The sequence below is a fragment of the Acinetobacter sp. ANC 5054 genome (assembly GCF_002135295.1).
GTDB lineage: Bacteria > Pseudomonadota > Gammaproteobacteria > Pseudomonadales > Moraxellaceae > Acinetobacter.
The window spans coordinates 1-19995 of record NZ_NEGG01000008.1 but is presented as its reverse complement, the minus strand read 5'-3'; the positions used below and the strand labels follow the sequence as shown (position 1 = coordinate 19995).

The following is a 19995-nucleotide window of genomic DNA, read 5'->3' as shown; positions in this document are numbered from 1 at the left end:
TTATTTTGAATTGAGGAGACAGCAATGAGTAGCGGTCGTATCATTCAGATCATCGGCGCGGTTATCGACGTCGAGTTTGAACGCAACAGCGTTCCAAAGATCTATGACGCTCTCCATGTTGATGGAACTGAAACTACATTAGAAGTTCAGCAGCAACTTGGTGATGGCGTAGTTCGTACTATTGCAATGGGTTCTACTGAAGGCCTTAAGCGTGGTTTGAACGTAACTAATACTGGCGCGCCTATCTCTGTACCTGTAGGTACTGCATGTTTAGGCCGTATCATGGACGTTCTTGGTCGCCCGATCGATGAAGCTGGTCCTGTTGGTACTGAAGCTCGTTTGCCAATTCACCGTCAAGCGCCTTCTTATGCAGAACAAGCTGCTTCTACTGACCTTTTAGAAACTGGTATTAAAGTCATCGACTTACTTTGCCCGTTCGCTAAAGGTGGTAAAGTTGGTCTGTTCGGTGGTGCCGGTGTTGGTAAAACTGTAAACATGATGGAGTTGATCAACAACATCGCTAAAGCTCACTCAGGTTTATCTGTGTTTGCTGGTGTTGGTGAGCGTACTCGTGAAGGTAATGACTTCTATCACGAGATGAAAGACTCTAACGTACTTGACAAAGTAGCAATGGTCTACGGTCAGATGAATGAGCCACCGGGTAACCGTTTACGCGTAGCGTTGACTGGTTTGACTATGGCTGAGTACTTCCGTGACGAGAAAGACGAAAACGGTAAAGGCCGTGACGTTCTATTGTTCGTGGATAACATCTACCGTTATACACTTGCGGGTACTGAAGTATCAGCTCTTTTAGGTCGTATGCCTTCAGCTGTAGGTTACCAGCCAACTCTTGCAGAAGAGATGGGTGTTCTACAAGAACGTATTACGTCTACTAAGTCTGGTTCTATTACGTCAATCCAAGCGGTATATGTACCTGCCGATGACTTAACAGATCCATCGCCTGCAACTACATTCGCTCACTTAGACGCAACTGTAGTATTGAGCCGTGACATCGCATCTTCTGGTATTTACCCAGCGATCGATCCACTTGACTCAACTTCACGTCAGTTAGATCCACTAGTAGTGGGTGCTGAGCATTACGAAATTGCTCGTTCAGTTCAAAACGTTCTTCAACGTTACAAAGAATTGAAAGACATTATCGCAATTCTTGGTATGGACGAATTGGCAGAAGAAGACAAACTTACTGTATACCGTGCACGTAAGATCCAACGTTTCTTCTCTCAACCGTTCCACGTAGCTGAAGTGTTTACTGGTGCTCCTGGTAAACTTGTACCGCTTAAAGAAACAATTCGTGGCTTTAAAGGTCTTCTAGCTGGTGAATACGACCACATTCCAGAACAAGCGTTCTACATGGTTGGTGGTATTGACGAAGTTATTGCTAAAGCTGAGAAACTTTAATTAGTTACCTAATTTAGGAGATTCTCATGTCAACTATGCAATGTGACGTTGTAAGTGTTAAAGAGTCTTTGTACTCAGGCACTGTAACTATGCTAATTGCTAAAGGTGCTGGCGGTGAGTTGGGTATTATGCCTGGCCATGCTCCGCTAGTAACTTTGCTCAAGCCGGGCGCAATCCGCGTTCTGCTTGAAAATGGTACAGAAGAATTAATCTATGTATCAGGTGGTGTACTTGAAGTTCAACCGCACGTTGTTACTGTACTTGCAGACACTGCAGTACGTGCTGACAACCTTGATGAAGCAGCAATTATTGAAGCTCGTAAACAAGCTGAACAATTGTTAGCAAATCAAAAGAGCGATTTGGACTCTGCTGCTGCATTGGCTGCTCTTGCAGAAACTGCTGCTCAGTTGGAAACCATCCGCAAAATCAAAAACCGCGCTCAATAAGACACGGTTTGAGATTGAAAGAGCCACCCGGAAGGGTGGTTTTTTTATGGCCGAAATTTAAATAAATTTGATTATTTTTTTATTGATTGTTATTTTTATGTGCTTGTAAAATTTATATAAATGGAATTAAAAATGTCTAATAAAATTTTATTTACATTACTATTATCTTTGGGATTTGTTGGATGTGCATCAGTACCTAAAGCAGATCAAAATGCTTCAGCAGCTGTCAAACAACTAAGTGCACCACAAGAAGGTAATGCAGGGATTTACGTATATCGCTCAGCATCTGTAAAAGGTGCTGCTTTAAAGAAAGATGTATGGGTTGATGGGGAGTGTTTAGGTGAAACCGCTCGAGGGGTTTTCTTTTATAAAGAAGTCCTCGGAAATCAAAAACATACCATTTCAACTGAATCCGAGTTTTCACCCAATCATTTAGAAATTGAAACGGAAGCTGGCAAGCAATATTTTATTCAGCAGTTTATTAAAATGGGTGCATTTGTCGGTGGGGCCAACTTAAAGCAAGTTGATGAGCAAACAGGTAAGAAAGCTGTGAGCGAATATGCATTTGCTCAAGGTGGCAATTGTAGTAAGGCGACCATTGCACTCAAATAAATGTTGATATCTGTATTAAAAAGGCCATCCGTAAGGGTGGTTTTTTATGGATAGACAAAATCCAAATAGAGTTGACCAATCTAAAGTTGCATATATTTTATCCACAAGTTGATCTATGCTCATTAAATTCTATGGACGAACACCTACTTATGAACCTCATTGCCTATGAACCGCATTTTTGGGAGCTCTATCAAGACTTCGATCAGTTTTATTTAAGTATCGCAGTCGATATGAGTTCAGTTGTATCGTGTTGGGATGTCGAATTGACGCATGAAGAAGTGCAACAATATGAACACCGTGGTCGAGTGAGCATTCAAGAATTAGCGAAGGACATGGTCGCGGCGGCATATAAAGGTGATTTTACATCTTTAGAAAATCGTCTAGTAAAACCGTATGAACGTCAAGCGATGCAGGCTGCATTTAAGACATGGCAAGACCAACAAAAAGTTAATTAATACGTTATGTTGTTATGGGTAGAATGGAAAATTCTCCATTCGCAATGATTTTAATTTTAAAAATTTCGCTGAAACCTTCCTCATAGCAAGGTACTTCTAATTTTTTATACGTCGCGCGTATACCCACTTCAGGAATATTGGCTTTGCCTGTTCTGTAGCTGTTTCGCGTTAGCGTGCTACTTAAATCTGTTTCAAAATAATAGGCAATTACTTCAAAACCCGCATCGAGCGCCCGTTGAATATAACGTGCACGATCTGCCTGTGTTGGGTTGGTATTATCAATCACCATTTTAGTTTTAGACGCTAAACCTGCTTCAAAAATCATATTTTCACGATGTCGGGTCTTCAGCATATCTAGATTAATACGCAAATGGCTATGGTATAAATTCAACATATAAAAGGTTGATTTACCCGAAGCTTGTACACCTGTGAAAATAATTAATTGCATAGTAGATACAAATAAAATGCTTGAGAGAAGATGTTGAGTATTAAAGCAGCAACAGACCTTTGCTACAATTCTAGCACTTCGAATAACAACAAAATGAATCTGGATTTTTTATGCATCTGTGTCGATTAATGTTATGCCTTTTATTTTCTGTCCAACTTATCGCTTGTCAAAGCCAATATGTCACGACTCCCAATGTTGCAACAGAAGCTGCGTTGGTTGCCGAATCGGTGGATAATGGCATTAGCACAGAAATCGACATTCCTTATTTATCGGCATTTCGTAATTTGAGACAAGCTTATAACCATTGCGTGGCATTCAGTGCAGGGGAACATTATGTTTATACCGATAATCGGTTGGAAGAACATTTAGAACAAGGCACTTTAATGGCACGTACAGAAAATGGCGCTTTTTTGCATAAGATGTTGGTTGAAGGCATGAGTGCTGATAAAACGCGGATTACATTGTTTTTACCTGCCAAATTTCATTTTGCCCAAAGCCGTTTTAAACAAGATATCCAACGGGCATTGGGACAAGACAAAAACTGTAATACCTATGAGTTCGCACAGTCCTAAAATTTGGGCTATGCGAAAGCATGCTGCTTAACTTCCCTGTTCGGGATATTCTTCGCGCTTTCCACCTTCATAGCTAGCAAAGCGTTGTTGATCACGTTTAAAGACAGGCGCAGGTGTGGACCATGGCCAATCACCAAAATGCGTTGCACGGTAACGTCGAAAAGCATCATCCAGTTCTTGTGCGGTATTGAGAACGAATGGCCCACGCATCGCTACGGGTTCATTGATGGGTTCACCTTCGAGCCATAAGATCCGCGCTTCCAATCCACCTGCTTTCAAGTGGACTTCCGCATCGGATTGCAGTTCAACCAAGTGTTTAAATTGAATGGTTTGGTCTTCAATATTGAGGCTATTGCCTTGATAAAAATAGGCAAAACGATTTGAACTTGCTGTGGTGGGTGGAATAACCAGTGCTGCATTGGGTTGCATGGTGATCAGGTAAATGTTTACTTTATTTTCAGCGGATGCAGCCCATGAATGTAGAGGACGAGAAATCGCCTCGGTCTGTTTGAATTGTCCTGAAATCACTCGAATATCTGATTTTTCCCTTCCGTATCGGTCTCAAAAACATGTGGGATCTCTTCACGCCAAAACATTTTATAGTCCGCATCATGGGTCTTTTGTTCGGCAGAAGAGTTAAACCAAATCTGAAATAACTCAAATGGATTGGCTTGATTTTCATGGATCAGTGGGAACATTTCGCAGTGCTCGACGCCATTTCCTGTAGAGAGCCATTGCACATCCCCAGCGGCATAGCGTCCACCATTTCCGAGCGAATCAAAATGATCGACATAGCCTTGTTCAACCAGTGTGATCGTTTCAAAACCCGTATGCGGATGCTCAGGAAAACCAGGCACGACCTCACCATAGTACATATTATATTCGTTATTTTGCGCAGCCGTTTGCGGCCCCATTTCACTATTACCCGCAGGGAAATGGTCTATATGATGCGCAGTAAATAAGAAAGGGTCTTTTAAATCTAAACGAAAAGTAATCGGTGTAATGTTATAAATCACAGGGCTCGACATACAAACTCCATCTCAATCATTTTTTATTTGTAATCAATTTAGAGCGATTCGGTGGCTTATTCTATAGCTTAACTGTAAGAAAAAAAGCGCAGAATGACTTAGCTGCGCTTCTTTATTTGGGCGATTTTGTGCGTATTGGATGAATACCGATTAAAGGCTTCAATGTCAATAAAAATCAAATTAAAATCATTAGCTTAAGATTCAGAATGTGTTGATTCTGTATCATTTTCAGTGGATGATTTTTCAGTATTATTTTGAATGAGCATGCTCGCTAATTTGATCATTTCCGTTTGGATGCTACCCATTTGATTTTGTATTTTCTTAAAATCAACTTTGCTTAAATCGACTTGTCCGTTTAAGAAAGGCGATGCCAAAACTTGTTGATTCGCTGCCTGTAAATTGCTACGAATATCATTAATTTCCGTGGTTTTTAAACTCAATTCACTAAGTGCCTGATCAAAACCTTTTAATTGTTGTTGTAATTGATTGGCTGCATTTTGTAGTTGGACATGATCTTGATTGCTCACTGCAGCTTCAATGTCAGTTTGAGTTTGTTTCAATTGATCGACATAGCTGCCAGCTTTGAGCTGCATATCAGCAACATCACGTACGATATAAAACATATTACCGCTTTTAAGATTTTGCTGTGGATTGCTTGATTCTGACTGTACCTTTGTATCCGTTTGATCTTGAGCAGGGGCAGATAATTCGACATTTTCAGAGCTGCTTTGGGTTTCATTCTCTGGTGCTGTTGCAGGTTCACAACCAATCAACACCAATACACCACTAAAAATGGCAAAAGGAAGGATGGCATTCTGCAAAAGCTTTTTCATAGATTCGTCACTACTTTGTTGTCGATGTAGAATCAATATAGGGGCAGAATGTGGATTAAAAATAGATTGTTGCAAAGCGATAACAAAACTTTGCTTGCCCATAAAAAAGAGGACCGAAGTCCTCTAATTCATTTGTTTTGAAATTAACCCGCAATGATTTTGATAATCGCATGGCTAATGACGTTGGTGAGGACGTAATCACCATTCACTTTGATCCATTGCTGGTTTTTACCAGGTTTGGTTAATTTGTGGTGTTTATTATGGTCAACTTTATAGCTGTTACCACGGTATTGGCTTGGTACTTTTTGACCTGCACGCCAGTCACGAGAAGGATCTACTTTTTTCTTTTGCTGAACTTGGTGTTTAGCAGGAGTTTGAGTTTGGTGTTTGGTTTGTTGTTGCTTGCTCGGTGCTTTTTGATTATGTGTTGATTGAACTTGATGTTTTTGGTCCTGTTGCGGAGCAGCCATTGCAGGTGCAGCCACTAAAGCAGTGGAAATAGATAAAACAATTGCTTTCATTAATGTATTCATGGGATCGCCTTTTACTGCTCTGTTATCAGTTTATGTTGAGATCATAATGTAGATATGCAGAGAAAGATGGGAGCCAATGTTGTTAAATAATTAAAATGATGAATAAACTATGTAGATTATAGTAATTTGATAATTTGTCTTTTATTTATTTAAATATTGAGTATTTTAACTCAGTTAAAATCAGATTAATCTTAACTGAGCTGTCCAATTTTGAATGGATTATTTGGCTAATTCAGCATTAATCGCATCGACGATGCGAGCATCATCCGCCTTAATATCGGGTGCAAAACGCGCGACGACTTCACCATTTTTATTAATCAAGAATTTTTCAAAGTTCCAAAGCACTTCTGGTTTTGGATTGGGGGTTAAACCATATTCAACTAAGTCATCCCACCAAGGGCCTTCACCGATACGTTCTGGAATAGCCTGTGTAAGTGTTTGATAAAGTGGATGCTTGTCTTCACCGGCTACGGAAATTTTAGAAAATAATGGAAAATCCACTTTGTAATTGATTGAACAAAATTCTTGGATTTCTGCTTCAGAGCCTGGTTCTTGTTCTAGAAAGTTGTTGGCAGGGAAACCAAGTATTTCAAAACCTTGTGCTTTCTTTTCAGTATAAAGCTTTTCTAAGCCTTCGTATTGTGGGGTTAGGCCACATTTAGAAGCCACATTCACCAAAAGCAGAACTTTGCCTTGATACTGATTTAAGGTCGTGTCCTCACCTGAAATTGTTTTGAGTGGGATATCGTAAACTGAAGCTGACATAAAAAATCCTATTTAATGTTGTGCGGTTCATGTTTGTTTTAAAGGGAAATGCGGATAACGGCAAGCATTTATAGATAAGCTTTTCGCAGTATTTTTGTAGAGCTTTGCAGAATTTGAGAAGAGTCTTGCTTTGGTTCTTAGTATTTAACCTGAGGCACGATGTTGATTTGGTGTTTTTCCAGTATAGCGTTTAAAAAACTCAATAAAGCTTGAGCTGTGTTGATAACCTAATTCATAACTAAGGGCTTTAATAGACTGACCAGCGCGCAGTTGTTGAATAGCATAAACAATTTTTGCTCGGTTACGCCATTCAGACAAACTCATTTGCAGTTCGTTCTGACTCAGTCTAAATAGCTGACGTTCACTTAAACTCACATCAGATAAGCATCGCTGTAAACTCAAATTAAAATTTTCTGCATTTGCGAGCTGCGCCAATATGGGCTTTAACACCACATCGCGGCTTTGCGGTAAATAATGCTGATGTTTTGGAGCCGTTTTTAATTGGTCCAATAATACCTGTAGTAGGTGTTGATAGGGCGGTGTAGCGTATTGCTCTGCGGGAAATGCCAAAATCTCTTGAACCAATAAGCGAAAGAAAGGCTGGATGCTAAACACTTCGGTGTGCTTCGGAAAATCTGCACAAATATGAGGTGCAAGTCGGATCGCCACGTAATGTATAGGTTGATCATCAATCGCAACCGAGCAATGCTCTGTATGTGGGGGAATCCATACACCATAACTGGCAGGTGAGAGATGATGTTGCCCCTGTATCTCATATTCGAAAATACCATCAAGACAAAAATTAAAATCACCCCAGAGACAACTGTGCGGATAGACCGTATCTAAAGTGGTGTAGTGCGCTTCAAAAAGCTCGATCTGTTGTTCAATCGGTGGTGACGTCATATAAGCCTAGGGATGGATGTCCGAACTACAATATAAATGTCTGAAATCATGTATTTCAATTAAAACAGACATCACCCAAAATACCTAGATCATTCTTTGCACGATAAATTGAGGAGTCAGACATGTTGCTTCAGGCGCGTTGGGCGAAATTTGCAATTTGTTTGCCTCTAATCGCGGTATTTATTTGGTCTTTAAACACTACCGTCACGCGTTATGTGGTGGATTATATCTCTCCCGTAAGTATCAGTTTTTATCGCTGGCTCATTGCCTTTGTAATTTTGACGCCATTTATGTTGCATACGGTGTGGAAACAGCGCGCTTTAATCATGCAGCATTGGCAGCAATTAGCTGTGCTCAGTGCCTTTGGCATGGTGCTATACCAAGGTTTGGGCTATACCGCTGCGCATTATACCAGCGCAACCAATATGGGCATTATTAATGCCTTTATCCCTGTATTTACCATTGCCGTCTCGTTTTTCCTGCTCAAAGATATTCCCAACCGATTTGCGTTGATGGGGTGTGGCATTTCTTTTGCCGGATTGCTGTTTGTAGTCGCCAAAGGAAATTTTGCCAATTTGCTCAGTATGGGTGGGCATCTTGGCGATCTCATCATGATTTTTGCAGTGTTCTTTTATGCTTTTTACGGGGTGTTTTTAAAGAAATGGCAGTTAACCATACCTTTGCTGCTCAGTATGTATATTCAAATTTTCTTTGCTTTACTGTATCACTTGCCCTTTGTACTGTATTTCGGGCTTGACCCTATCAATATGCAAAATGCAGCGAGTGTATTTTATGCAGGCATTTTCCCTTCATTGATTGCGCCAATGGTATGGATGTTGGCTGTACAGCATTTGGGACCCAATCGTACCAGTATCTTTATGAATCTCATGCCAGTTTGTACAGCGCTTATCGCTTACTATTGGTTGGGTGAACAATGGAAGTCTTATCATACTGTTGGTACTGTGCTAGCGATTTTGGGAGTAATTTTGGCACAACGTAAATAAAAGGTTTTTTCAATAATCGAAATAAATACGAGATAAGTTGATTAAAATATCAACATTTGAATTATTTTTTTAATAGGTCAAATCATTTATAAAGGTGGTATTTAGCGCCTTTTTGAATAAAAAAAGTAATTACTCGTCTTAAAATTCAATCAAAAATAGGCACATAATTTTATTAAGTGGTTATAAAATCAAGAATAAAGCAACATTAACAAGTTTTTATTATATAAAAAATCTATTTGTTAAATTATAAAAAATATAACATAATACTTTCATCGTAAGTGATGCAGTAATTCTGAATAATTACTTGATCTTTACTCCGAGATTGCAAGACCCTCTGGATGTGGTTTTTACACATCCTTTTTTATGCTCAGCCATCCCTATATGGTTGAGCTTTTTTTTTGTCTAGTATTTATAAAAATATTCAATAATTTAAATAACATCCACGCTTATACGCGGATGATTTCGCCTGTTTCAGCATCAATAATTTGACTTGGTTCACTGCTTAAACCCAAGTCGCCATTTAAATAATCCAACTCATTGGCAAAGTATTGATTAGCGTCTTGTAATGAACGAGCAGGCTCAAGGCCCGCAGGATTAGCGCTAGTAGAAACGATAAAGCCATTAAAAGCTTGGCAAAGTGCAACGCATAATGAGTGAGTGGTTACGCGAACCGCGACTTTTGGATGATTGCCTTTAATCCAAGTTGGGATATGGTCGCCCGCTGGCAATAACCAAGTGGTTGCACGTTCATGTGGTTTACGATTGCTCCATGAGGCAATGACTTTTTCTCGCATCTCATCGCTTAAATGAGTTAATAAGTGTTCCACTTGGGCCACATTGGCTGCCAATAAAATCACCCCTTTTTCAATTGGGCGTTGTTTCAGGCGTAAAATTTCGTGAAAGGCTTGCTCATTGTATGGGTCACAACCTAGGCCCCAAACAGCCTCTGTAGGATATGCCAGAACCTGACCTTTTTTGAGACAGGAAGCTGCTTCTGCGACAGAGGTGGTAATCATGTCAAATTGACCTTATTAAATTCGATAATAACTATTGTGAACCTAATTTCCCCATTCGACAACGTAAGTAATGCCCCGCTTGCTGAGTAGCATAACCGAGTAATTCTAATTCCATCAATTGACTAGTCAATGTTGCGGCATCGATATTTAGTTGTGTGGAAAGTTGGTCGAGATCTTGACCCATCCAATCTAAGGCACGATAAACATGCAATAAATGCTCTGGAATTTCAGCAGGTGGTGCTGTTGGTAGGCGATCCGTATCTTCCGTTTTACTGATATTTTGTGCTTCAGTAGCTTGCCATTGCGTGGCTAGTGCCAGATCCTCTATGACTTGCTGTGGGTGGTCAATCAAAATGGCGCCTTCCCGAATCAGTAGGTGGCAACCTTGATGATTTTCACTATAAATATGCCCTGGGATGGCAAAAATCGTTTTACCTTGTTCGGCTGCCAATTGCGCGGTGATCAATGAACCGCTTTTTAGGGCGGCTTCAGCAACGATCACCCCTATACTCAAAGCACTGACAATACGATTGCGTCGTGGAAAATGATGTTGTAAGGGTGGGGTATTGGGGAGGAATTCACTAATAATACAACCGCCATGCTGCACGATGTCTAGTCGTAAAGTTTGATGTGAACTTGGGTAGGTTTGATCTAAACCTGTACCCATCACAGCAATGGTGCGATGATTTTGTAATGCAGCCCGGTGCGCCGCCTCATCAATCCCTTGCGCCAGTCCACTGTTGATATAGAAACCTTGTTCACTTAAATAGAAAGCAAAATCATAAGCAATCTGCCGTCCTTGCGTGCTAGGTTTACGACTGCCGACAATTGCTATTTGAGGTTGCATTAATGCTTGAACATTGCCTTGACCAAACAAAATTGGCGGGCGATCACTAAAAGGTAAAAGTTGCTGCGGGTAAGCAGAATCGCTATCGATCAGCACAAAATCACAACTTGTTTCGATTTGTTTTAAGCAGTGTTGGAATAGTTGTTGTCCATGCTCAGTCTGGAACTCTTGAAAACGTTGTAAATGGTTTTTATGGATACCTAATTTCTGCCATGTGCTGTATTGGTCAGCATTTAAAGCGTGTTGCAAAGCAGGGTAGTGTTGTTGAATTTTATAAAAACTGGTTAAAGAGTGTTGAACCAAAAACCAGAGGCGGATGTAATCCAGCTGTGTGCTGCTAAATGCTTGGCGCATGATGAGACCTTTAAATCTGTCTTCTTTTTTTAGATTAGGAAAATAAAATGAGGCTGAATCTCAGCCTCATTTCGAATGGATAATTTAAACGATTAGTCATCCATTAGCGGTGGCTGAATGCTTGCACCCAGTTTAATTGGTAATTCACTTTCAAGTACGTAGGCATAGCTTAAGTTATCAAAAGTTTTGAACACCATGATGTTGCCAATGCGTTGGCCTGGAAGCTGAATGCGTTCTTTGGTTTTTGGATCAGTTACGATCTCACCTTTTTGGTTCACGCTAAATACATGACCTGATTGAACACCTTGTAAGCTACCACGGTCAATCGTTACCACACTGTGAACAGCAGCAGTACCAATTGAACCCATCACACGTACGATGCTACCGCCAGCAGTAATATTTTCAGCATTGGTTGGGTAGAATAAAGTAGGAAGCATTGGGTCGTATTCAGGAAGTACACGGTCACCACGACGAACTTCAGCATTGTAGGTGTCGGTCAGCTCTAAAGTGGTAATGTCATTTTCACCACGTACAGCAACACCAGATGCGACTTGCGTCAACTCAATGCCTGCATTGTATTTTTTGCCGTTGGCATCGGTAAAGATGTACGGTTCGCCTTCACGATATACGGCATAACGTTGACCGACTTGCATGCCTTGACCGCGTGCATACACGGTTTGACCTTTAGCAGCCAAGACACGCTGATCTGCTGTGCCTAAAATGTACGGTGTACCTTCAAGTGAATCTGAGGCAACGATCATGCTACGCTCAAGCCACTGCTTGATGTATTCCAATGGAATTACGGGAATGGCGCTGTTGAGTGATTCAACGCGAACTTGCGGTTGAAGTTTAGTACCGCCCGTATAGCGACGGATAATGCCTTCACAGCCATCACCTTCATCTTTACCAATGATTGGTCGACCGTTATAAGTACACATCAATAAACGGTCACCAGGGAAAATCCAGTGCGGATTTTTCACGTGCTTATTGCTCGCCCAGATTTCAGGCCAGCGCACTGGGTTTTTCAAAAAGCGCTTTGAGATATCCCAAAGAGTATCGCCTTTTTTCACCACATAAACTTGTGGTGCACCCGCTTTTAATGACGGTGGATTGACATTTCGGGCAGGGGCAGCTTCTGCAACGCTGACCATTCCCATCCCCACACTTACACACACGGTAAGTGCCAATAATTGTTTTTTAAACCCCAAGGCACTAAAAGTTGGCATGCCCTTCAAAACCTTTTTCATTATCATAATTCCTAAAATTATGTATGCAGTTGCGTTATAATAACGATATTACACACAATTTTTTGATGAAGCATTCCTTCATTTTGTTTTTTGATCAATGGCATAAGTGAGGACGTCGTATGGCCTTATTACCTATTTTAAGTTTCCCCGATCCCCGTCTTCGTACCATTGCAAAACCAGTCGAAGAAGTTACTGATGAAATTCGTCAGTTAGCGGCAGACATGTTTGAAACTATGTATGAAGCACCAGGTATAGGCCTTGCTGCAACACAGGTAGATCACCATATTCAGCTGATTGTCATGGATTTATCTGAAGAAAAAGATCAACCCATGGTATTTATTAACCCCAAAATTACGCCATTGACGCAAGAAACGCAGCCTTATGAAGAAGGCTGTTTATCAGTGCCTCAAATATACGATAAAGTTGAGCGCCCGTCACGCGTAAAAATTGAGGCAATTAACCTTGAAGGTCAAACATTTGAAGTTGAAGCGGACGGACTTCTCGCAGTTTGTATTCAACATGAAATGGATCACTTAAATGGCAAATTATTCGTCGATTATTTATCGCCGTTAAAACGTCAACGTGCACGTGACAAGGTTGAAAAATTAGTTCGCCAACGTCAAAAAGATAAAGTTGCCGTTAAACGTTAATTTGTGGTTTATCGCGAAAACTGAAAATTATTGAATCTAAGCCCAATTTCGATTGGGCTTTGTTATACTTGCATCAGACAAATGTTAGGGTTTGCCTGTATTGTTTCGTAGTGGAGTGCTGCTGTCATTTGCAGCCGTTTTTTTGCAGATCGCTGTTTTTTTACAGCCATTGTTGCCCAAGCAATATCAAGTTGCTCCGGTCTGCGAAACCATTACGCGTGCACTTTTACTTCCCAATGTTCATGCTGAACACACTGCACATTCACACCATTCATCTTCTGCTCACGCAGAGCAGGTTCAAGTCGATCATACTGCCCATGAACATGATGCCAGTCATCAATGTCAGTATTGTACGGTATATGGCAACTTAGTTTTGCCACCTGAACTTGAGGTCAAAGCTGTACTTGATCGAATTCAAATTCGTTTAATGGCATTCCAACAAGCCTTTAAGCATGTTTGGTTTGTTCTTCAGCAACTTTTTTTACTCCCTCAAGGCCGAGCCCCGCCACTGGCTGCATAAATTGACGTTTTTCACTTGGGTCTTAACTGGCTCCAGTACACCTATATTTATGTATTCAGTGAGATAAAAAATGGCTCAGCCTAAATTTTTTCTACAGCCACTTGCGGCTGCAATTTGTGTTGCCTGTTATTCCAATGTTGCTTTTGCAGAAGTAACGCCATCAGATATGGTCGAACAAAAAGCCGTTCAAACGCTCGTACCGATTGTGGTCACAGCACATCAGGGTAACGACGCTAATGGTTTGATTGTTCGTGCAAATCCCAAACAACCTATTCAGCCGATTCCGGCCAGTGATGGTGCGGATTATTTAAAAAGTATTGTGGGATTTAGTGCGGTAAAAAGTGGAGCGGGAACGAATGGTGATGTCACCTTCCGAGGCATGTTTGGTTCGCGGATTAAAATTTTAACCGATGGCACTGAAAACCTCGGGGCTTGCCCAAGCCGAATGGATGCACCGACCTCGTATATTTCACCTGAAAGCTATGACCGTATTTCAGTGGTTAAAGGGCCGCAAACCGTGCAATATGCCAATACGGGTTCGGCTGCTACGGTCTTGTTTGAGCGGAAACCAGAACAGTTTGATGCAGATAAAAAATACCGTGGCCAAGCCAGTGTGCTCATGGGTTCTTATGGTCGCTTAGATCATAATGTTGAAGCGGCTGTAGGAGATGAGAAAAAATACATTCGTCTCAATGCTAGCCGTTCGGTCTCAGACAGTTATCAAGATGGTGACGGCAATCAGGTCCCTTCGGATTGGGAACGTTGGAATACTGATATTGCATTGGGTTGGACACCCAATGAAGATACTTGGATTGAGTTAACTGGTGGTAAAGCCGATGGCGAGGCGGTCTATGCAGGTCGTTCTATGGATGGTTCGCAGTTTGCTCGTGAAAGTTTAGGGCTGCGTGTAGAGAAAAAGAATGTCACAGATGTGATTAAAAAAATCGAAGCACAGGTCAACTATAGTTATAACGACCATGTGATGGATAATTTTAGTTTGCGCACACCACCATTGGTTGAAATGACGATGGATAATGGCATGACCATGCAAATGCCGAATCCAATGACCATGCAAATGCCGAATCCAATGGCGATGCAGGTGACACGTCGTACTTTAAATGCGCGCATGGCCGTCACCCATGAATGGGATAAGCTACAGTTTATTACAGGTTTAGATACTCAAAATAATAAACATGCGGGCAGTATGACTGCGACCATGATGCCCTCGATGAATAAACCACTCACCGAAGATATGCAATTTAATTCCTACGGTGGTTTTGGTGAACTCAGTTATCAACTGAGTGAAAATAATAAATTGGTTTCAGGTGTGCGTCTTGATCAGGTCAAAGTAAAAGATGAAAGAGCGGCATCGAAAGTCAGTGGTTATAACACTGAGCTGAATGAAACCTTACCAAGTGCTTTTATTCGTTTTGAAAATAAACACCCAGAGCATGACAATGGTAAAACCTATATTGGTTTAGGTTATGTGGAACGCATGCCTGATTATTGGGAGTTATTTAGTCCTAAACATGGCAATGCGGGTTCAAGCAATACCTTCAATGGCATCGATACCGAAAAAACGTTGCAGTTAGATATCGGTTATCAACATGAACATGGTGCATTCAGTTCATGGGCATCAGCCTATGTAGGCTTAATCAATGATTATATTTTGATGAGTTACCACGATCATCCAAATACAGGTATGCATGATCACGGCTCGACATTTAGTGCTGGCGCTAAAAATGTTGATGCAAACATTGCAGGAGCTGAAGCAGGATTGGGCTATCAGTTCAGTGATGCGATTCAGGCAGATGTGAGTGCTATGTATGCATGGGGTGAAAATACTACGGACAATAAACCACTCCCACAAATTTCGCCTTTAGAGGCACGAGTGAACCTTCGTTATATTCAAGATAGATATACCTTGGGAGCATTTTGGCGTGTGGTTGATGGTCAAAATCGCATTAGTCAGCATCAAGGAAATATTGTCGGCTATGATGTGAAAAAGAGTGCGGGGTTCGGCACTTTATCCTTAAACGGGACCTATCATATTCAAGAGGGTATTGATCTATCAGTTGGTGTGGACAATCTATTGGATAAAACCTATACCGAACATTTGAATAAATTAGGTGATGCAGGTACTGGTTTGGCAACAGATCAACAGTTCAATAATATTGGTCGTAATTATTGGGCGCGTATCAGTATGAAATTCTAATTTGATCAATAACACCATCAAGATCATGGGCGAACACCATGATCTTGACTCGGTAAAAATGCTTATACGAGATGAGTGAAGGGCTGTGCTATGTCCGCAGAATAAGATTGTTAAAAAATAATATTGCTATATTTTATAGCTTATCTTTACTTTAAAAATAATAATGCTCCAATCAATTCGTTGTCTGGAAAAAAGCTACAGAGTGGGTATAAATGGATCAAATAGACATCGAAAAATTAATACAAGAACTTAAAAAATTTAAATTTAGTCATATCAACTTAAATCATTGGGATGAAGCTCAAAAACAACAGATTACATTGCAATTAAAAAATGCAGGTTTTACTGAATTCAAAATATATAAAGAACGAGATCAGGATAATCGATATCTGATTATTTTAGATGGTGCAAATGTTGATTATCTTTTACGTGATGTTCAGAAGGTTTATGCAATACAGCGCAGTCTTTTACTCAAATGTCTTCCTCTCGTTCTGGTCTTTATCTTGCTTGCCTGTACAGCCATTTGGAGTAGCCACGAAGAAGCATTAATGGCGGGTTCAATGATTTTAGGGTTGCCTATTGTTTTAGGCGCATTAACCACTTATTTCATGATCTTGTCTTCGCCAAGACCCGTTTTAGGTAAAATTTTTAAAGTACTTTCTATTGTATTTTTCATTGTGCTGATATTTGGGGTGATCGTTTTAAAAGAGGGGGTGATTTGTATTGTGATGATGATCCCACCATTGGTCATTGGTCTGTTGATTGGTGCAGGGCTCATGCACGCCATATGCAATTATTTATGGAAACCAACGGTTAAGATATATTCATTGGCACTTTTACCTTTACTGCTGCTTTTGTTTCTGCCAGATTTTAGTCGTGACTATTATGGGCAAACTCAACGCTCGATGATTATTCATGCGCCACAGGCTGAAGTTTTTAAGGCAATTAACCAAATTGGAGAGATTAAAGCCCAAGAAGTTCCTTATTCCTTTATTTTCACGATAGGTTTTCCAAAACCAATCTTTGGAATGACCGAGCAACGCGCAGAAGGCATAGTGCGAACTATTCAATGGGAACGAGGGGTTAAGTTTGAAGAAAAAGTAGTGGCAAATCATCCACCGTATCTGCTGAGTTGGGATTATCAATTTAATTCAAATTCATTTCCCAAAGGTTCTTTAGATGATCATGTAGAAGTGGGCGGTCAATATTTTGATTTACTCAAAACAGACTATCAATTAGCTAAAATAGATGCGCATACCACCAAGTTGGTTTTAACCATTGATTACCGCGTGTCCACAGAATTTAATTGGTACAGCAAGTTGTGGATTCACTACGTGTTAGGTGAGTTTAGCGATGTGGTGATGACCATTCATAAAAATCGTTTGGAGTAAGTGCGAGGCGATATGCCTCACACTAAAATTGAAATTTAACGATGCATACTCGCCCATTGCTTAGCTTTACTTTGATATAAGGCTAAACCTAATTTTTGCAGCGCGCGTCCTTTTTGCTGTAACTTTTGATTCAAACTTGGCACATGCTTTGCCCCTGTATAAAGCACGAGATTTCGCGCTAAGAGATAGTATGCAAACCATGCGGCAGATTGGGGTTGGAGTCCGAGTTTATGCATACGCTTCTTGCCTATAAAAAATTGGGTCAATTCTAGATGTTGTCGATAGGCTAATTTTTGTTGTAAAGGGCGTAAATATTTGTACTGCCGTTCAAACGGTTCTTTAGATAAGCTACTACCAAGTGCAGCACTACTTTCATCCGATTTTGGATGTACAAACTGCATCCAATATAAAAGTTTCCACCCTTCAGATTCTTGTTTAATGAGCCATTTTTCATCAACCCCCATTAGCCAGCCGACATAACGCCAAAAATGTAAAAAACTATCGGTGTCTTGAGTCGATGGGAAAATACCTAAACCGCGTATACCAATCAGAACTACGCTGCTAAAAGCCAAATTGGTCATGGCAAGATCAAATTGGTTGATCGGGATGCCCCATGTTTCAGCATCCCATTTTTGACCTTTTTGTAGTTGATAGCGCACCAAAGCATGAATAAAGCGTACATAAATAGTCGACGTGAATCCTGCATGAAATCGTTGTAAACCTTGATCTTCGGTAATGTCCATCCACCACTTTGTGGTTTCTGCTAAACGAGTACCTGCCTGTTTATTTAAAGCACCTGTCAGCATCAATGGTTGATTAAAACCTGGAAAAAGATAACCCGCCATTAAAGAAAGGTCTCTTAAAATGAAGCCATTATTGATGCCAAGACGATGAGTGAACTCAATCGCATGTTGTAATTTTTTAGGTTCTAGCCACTTAGGTGTCGTTTCAATGTGTTGAAAGAATTGTTCAAGCTCAGGAATTTGATGCTCAAGATGGTCTAAGCCTTGAAACAATGCAGTTTCAAAATAACCGCGATGGCATTTAGGATTTTCCATTACCCAAGCAATCACTTTTTCCATCAGTGGGTCACCAATGTTTAAGGCTTTTTGTAGCGATAAATATTCGCTATAGGTGGGTTGTATGGGTTGCCCTGTGAGATGTGAGAGCACTTGACTCACCAAGTTGCCTTGTTGCATTTGTTGATAAGACGCTAAACGCGATGGGGTTGAAATGGTCATTGTGGCAATTCTTAAGTTGTTGTCTAATTCAACAGTAATACGAATATTTATTCGCATTCAATTCGCATAAAAAGTCTTTGCTAGAGATAAAATAATGAGAAAAAAACCACAGCAACAAAGAGCCAAGTTAATTGTTGAAAATGTCTTGGAAGCTACCCAAATCTGTATTGCAGAATATGGGCTTTTGGAACTGACGACACCTAAAATTGCAGAAAAATCGGGTGTCAGTGTGGGATCAATTTATCAATATTTTGAAAATAAAGAACAAATCGTAGAAGAGCTGCTATTACGAAAATCAGAACAATTGGGTCTGGCGCTCAAACAGATTGTGGTTGAGCAAGAACACCAGAGTATTTACGAGATTATCCCAAGCAGTATTCAATTTGGTTTTGATACCTTAAAAGCCGATCATGGATTTTTTATTGAAATATTGAAACATTGGCATCAATACAGTCATTCAGATGCTTCTCAGGTTTTAGAAAAGCACTTTTTTGAAGTGGGGATGTATTTGTTTAATCGCTATTATCAACATTGGAACTTTGAAACATTAAAAAATCGTTCCTTTATCATTATCAATAGCACCTTATTTACCATGATGCGATATGTGAGTAATAATAGTTTTTTAATTACAGAACAACAACTTAAAGCTGAACTGTCAAATATGATATTGGCGTATTTAAACTTTGAAGTCGTAGAACATATTGAAATAGAAAAATAAAATTTGATAGTGTCTTGGCTGCTCTGAATTCACAAGATAAACCCGTAATATCAAATAGTTAATAATAAATTCAAATACTTAATTAAAATAAATGTAGTAGACAACAGATGGTCTCAATTCAATTATTTTCTTCAGCTTGTGCTTAACATTATATTGGTTTTTCAAACAGCATGATGATTGGGAAATCATGCGTGTTGAGTAAGGCGCTTTGAAATTGCTTAACATCATTTGCGCTCTCTATATTGCAATTAACTTGATTCAGGTTGCTGTTATGAAAATGAATATTCGCAGTAGCTTTGGTGATTAGGAACGTTTTTTGATAATGCAGGGCTTACAAAAGAGAGAAATTTTAACGGCAGAATATAGAGCATTGCTTGGAGTAAGTATATTTTTCTGTTTCCCTGTATTGATATGGATCGCCTATTACAATTCAATTATAAATGCCATTTTAGTTTTATGCTGAATCACTATTGAGATTCCTATTATTCAATGGATCTATAGAAAACCAGAAGAAATACATGGTGTCGTACCGATTGTATTATTTGTTTTATAGTTCGGATTGAGTTTTTGGTTGCTTTTTTAGGCAAAAAATAGAAAAAAAGCCCGTTTTAGTAGAATAAATAAACAAACGAAGCGATATTTATAAAAAACATGAAAAAGGGTGTTGCAACGGATGTGAAATGCTGTAGAATGCACATCCATCGGCGGTAATGAAGATTAAAACATTCTGATAAAACAGCAACTTAGCACGAAGTGTTTAGATTGGGTTTTGTTAAGAAAG

At 40.0% G+C, this 19995-nt stretch carries 20 protein-coding genes and 1 pseudogene; 11 read left to right on the top strand and 10 right to left on the bottom strand.

Annotated elements, in window-relative coordinates; genetic code table 11:
* Nucleotides 1-24: 24 nt before the first annotated feature.
* From atpD to B9T33_RS09365, 4 genes are all read left to right on the top strand, one after another.
* Nucleotides 25-1419 (top strand): F0F1 ATP synthase subunit beta, encoded by a 1395-nt coding sequence (atpD, locus tag B9T33_RS09380; RefSeq protein ID WP_005012065.1) that lies wholly within the window; start codon nt 25-27, stop codon nt 1417-1419.
* 26 nt (nt 1420-1445) lie between these two features.
* Nucleotides 1446-1865, top strand: a complete 420-nt coding sequence (locus B9T33_RS09375) for a F0F1 ATP synthase subunit epsilon (protein WP_078191472.1) — start codon at nt 1446-1448, stop codon at nt 1863-1865.
* 132 nt (nt 1866-1997) lie between these two features.
* Nucleotides 1998-2477 (top strand): DUF2846 domain-containing protein, encoded by a 480-nt coding sequence (locus tag B9T33_RS09370; RefSeq protein WP_086178660.1) that lies wholly within the window; start codon nt 1998-2000, stop codon nt 2475-2477.
* A gap of 149 nt (nt 2478-2626) precedes the next feature.
* Nucleotides 2627-2932 carry a hypothetical protein gene (locus B9T33_RS09365; RefSeq protein WP_086178659.1) on the top strand — a complete coding sequence of 102 codons (306 nt, stop codon included), beginning with the start codon at nt 2627-2629 and terminating at the stop codon, nt 2930-2932.
* A gap of 4 nt (nt 2933-2936) precedes the next feature.
* On the opposite strand, the gene B9T33_RS09360 is transcribed toward B9T33_RS09365, so the two are convergent.
* Nucleotides 2937-3380 carry an AAA family ATPase gene (locus B9T33_RS09360; protein ID WP_086178658.1) on the bottom strand — a complete coding sequence of 148 codons (444 nt, stop codon included), beginning with the start codon at nt 3378-3380 and terminating at the stop codon, nt 2937-2939.
* Between the two features lie 110 nt (nt 3381-3490).
* On the opposite strand from B9T33_RS09360, the gene B9T33_RS09355 reads away from it, so the two are divergent.
* Complete coding sequence (locus B9T33_RS09355) at nt 3491-3952, top strand: hypothetical protein (protein WP_086178657.1); 462 nt, start codon at nt 3491-3493, stop codon at nt 3950-3952.
* 27 nt (nt 3953-3979) lie between these two features.
* Here B9T33_RS09355 and B9T33_RS09350 read toward each other — a convergent pair.
* The 5 genes and pseudogenes from B9T33_RS09350 to B9T33_RS09330 form a co-directional block, all read right to left on the bottom strand.
* Nucleotides 3980-4980 (bottom strand): annotated as a pseudogene (locus tag B9T33_RS09350) (pirin family protein).
* Between the two features lie 194 nt (nt 4981-5174).
* Nucleotides 5175-5813: a hypothetical protein gene (locus B9T33_RS09345; RefSeq protein WP_086178782.1), complete on the bottom strand. Its 639-nt coding sequence runs from the start codon at nt 5811-5813 to the stop codon at nt 5175-5177.
* Nucleotides 5814-5956: 143 nt separating this feature from the next.
* On the bottom strand, nt 5957-6346 hold the full coding sequence (locus tag B9T33_RS09340; protein ID WP_086178656.1) for an RcnB family protein: 390 nt from the start codon (nt 6344-6346) through the stop codon (nt 5957-5959).
* Between the two features lie 219 nt (nt 6347-6565).
* The gene (locus B9T33_RS09335) at nt 6566-7111 is read right to left on the bottom strand and encodes a glutathione peroxidase (RefSeq protein WP_086178655.1); all 546 of its coding nucleotides are present in this window, start codon (nt 7109-7111) and stop codon (nt 6566-6568) included.
* A gap of 144 nt (nt 7112-7255) precedes the next feature.
* Nucleotides 7256-8014 carry a helix-turn-helix domain-containing protein gene (locus B9T33_RS09330; RefSeq protein ID WP_086178654.1) on the bottom strand — a complete coding sequence of 253 codons (759 nt, stop codon included), beginning with the start codon at nt 8012-8014 and terminating at the stop codon, nt 7256-7258.
* Nucleotides 8015-8136: 122 nt separating this feature from the next.
* On the opposite strand from B9T33_RS09330, the gene B9T33_RS09325 reads away from it, so the two are divergent.
* The gene (locus tag B9T33_RS09325) at nt 8137-9018 is read left to right on the top strand and encodes a DMT family transporter (RefSeq protein WP_086178653.1); all 882 of its coding nucleotides are present in this window, start codon (nt 8137-8139) and stop codon (nt 9016-9018) included.
* Between the two features lie 446 nt (nt 9019-9464).
* Here B9T33_RS09325 and B9T33_RS09320 read toward each other — a convergent pair whose 3' ends face one another.
* The 3 genes from B9T33_RS09320 to B9T33_RS09310 all read right to left on the bottom strand — a co-directional run bounded on the left by B9T33_RS09320 (nt 9465) and on the right by B9T33_RS09310 (nt 12482).
* Nucleotides 9465-10034: an L-threonylcarbamoyladenylate synthase gene (locus B9T33_RS09320; RefSeq protein ID WP_086178652.1), complete on the bottom strand. Its 570-nt coding sequence runs from the start codon at nt 10032-10034 to the stop codon at nt 9465-9467.
* A 31-nt stretch (nt 10035-10065) separates the two neighbouring features.
* Complete coding sequence (dprA, locus tag B9T33_RS09315) at nt 10066-11235, bottom strand: DNA-processing protein DprA (RefSeq protein ID WP_086178651.1); 1170 nt, start codon at nt 11233-11235, stop codon at nt 10066-10068.
* A 92-nt stretch (nt 11236-11327) separates the two neighbouring features.
* A complete protein-coding gene (locus B9T33_RS09310) occupies nt 11328-12482 on the bottom strand; it encodes a LysM peptidoglycan-binding domain-containing protein (protein ID WP_086178650.1) in 1155 nt (384 codons plus the stop codon).
* Between the two features lie 119 nt (nt 12483-12601).
* On the opposite strand from B9T33_RS09310, the gene def reads away from it, so the two are divergent.
* From def to B9T33_RS09290, 4 genes are all read left to right on the top strand, one after another.
* Entirely contained in the window at nt 12602-13132 is a 531-nt protein-coding gene (gene def / locus B9T33_RS09305; RefSeq protein WP_086178649.1) for a peptide deformylase, read from the top strand.
* Nucleotides 13133-13232: 100 nt separating this feature from the next.
* Nucleotides 13233-13652: a DUF2946 family protein gene (locus B9T33_RS09300; RefSeq protein WP_171263616.1), complete on the top strand. Its 420-nt coding sequence runs from the start codon at nt 13233-13235 to the stop codon at nt 13650-13652.
* Between the two features lie 166 nt (nt 13653-13818).
* A complete protein-coding gene (locus B9T33_RS09295; protein ID WP_416202593.1) occupies nt 13819-15867 on the top strand; it encodes a TonB-dependent copper receptor in 2049 nt (682 codons plus the stop codon).
* 212 nt (nt 15868-16079) lie between these two features.
* Complete coding sequence (locus B9T33_RS09290) at nt 16080-17255, top strand: hypothetical protein (protein ID WP_086178646.1); 1176 nt, start codon at nt 16080-16082, stop codon at nt 17253-17255.
* Nucleotides 17256-17290: 35 nt separating this feature from the next.
* Here the strand turns inward: B9T33_RS09290 and B9T33_RS09285 are convergent, their stop codons facing one another.
* Complete coding sequence (locus B9T33_RS09285) at nt 17291-18496, bottom strand: oxygenase MpaB family protein (protein ID WP_086178781.1); 1206 nt, start codon at nt 18494-18496, stop codon at nt 17291-17293.
* 94 nt (nt 18497-18590) lie between these two features.
* Here B9T33_RS09285 and B9T33_RS09280 point away from each other — a divergent pair, with 94 nt between their 5' ends.
* Entirely contained in the window at nt 18591-19214 is a 624-nt protein-coding gene (locus B9T33_RS09280; RefSeq protein WP_086178645.1) for a TetR/AcrR family transcriptional regulator, read from the top strand.
* Nucleotides 19215-19995: the final 781 nt, after the last annotated feature.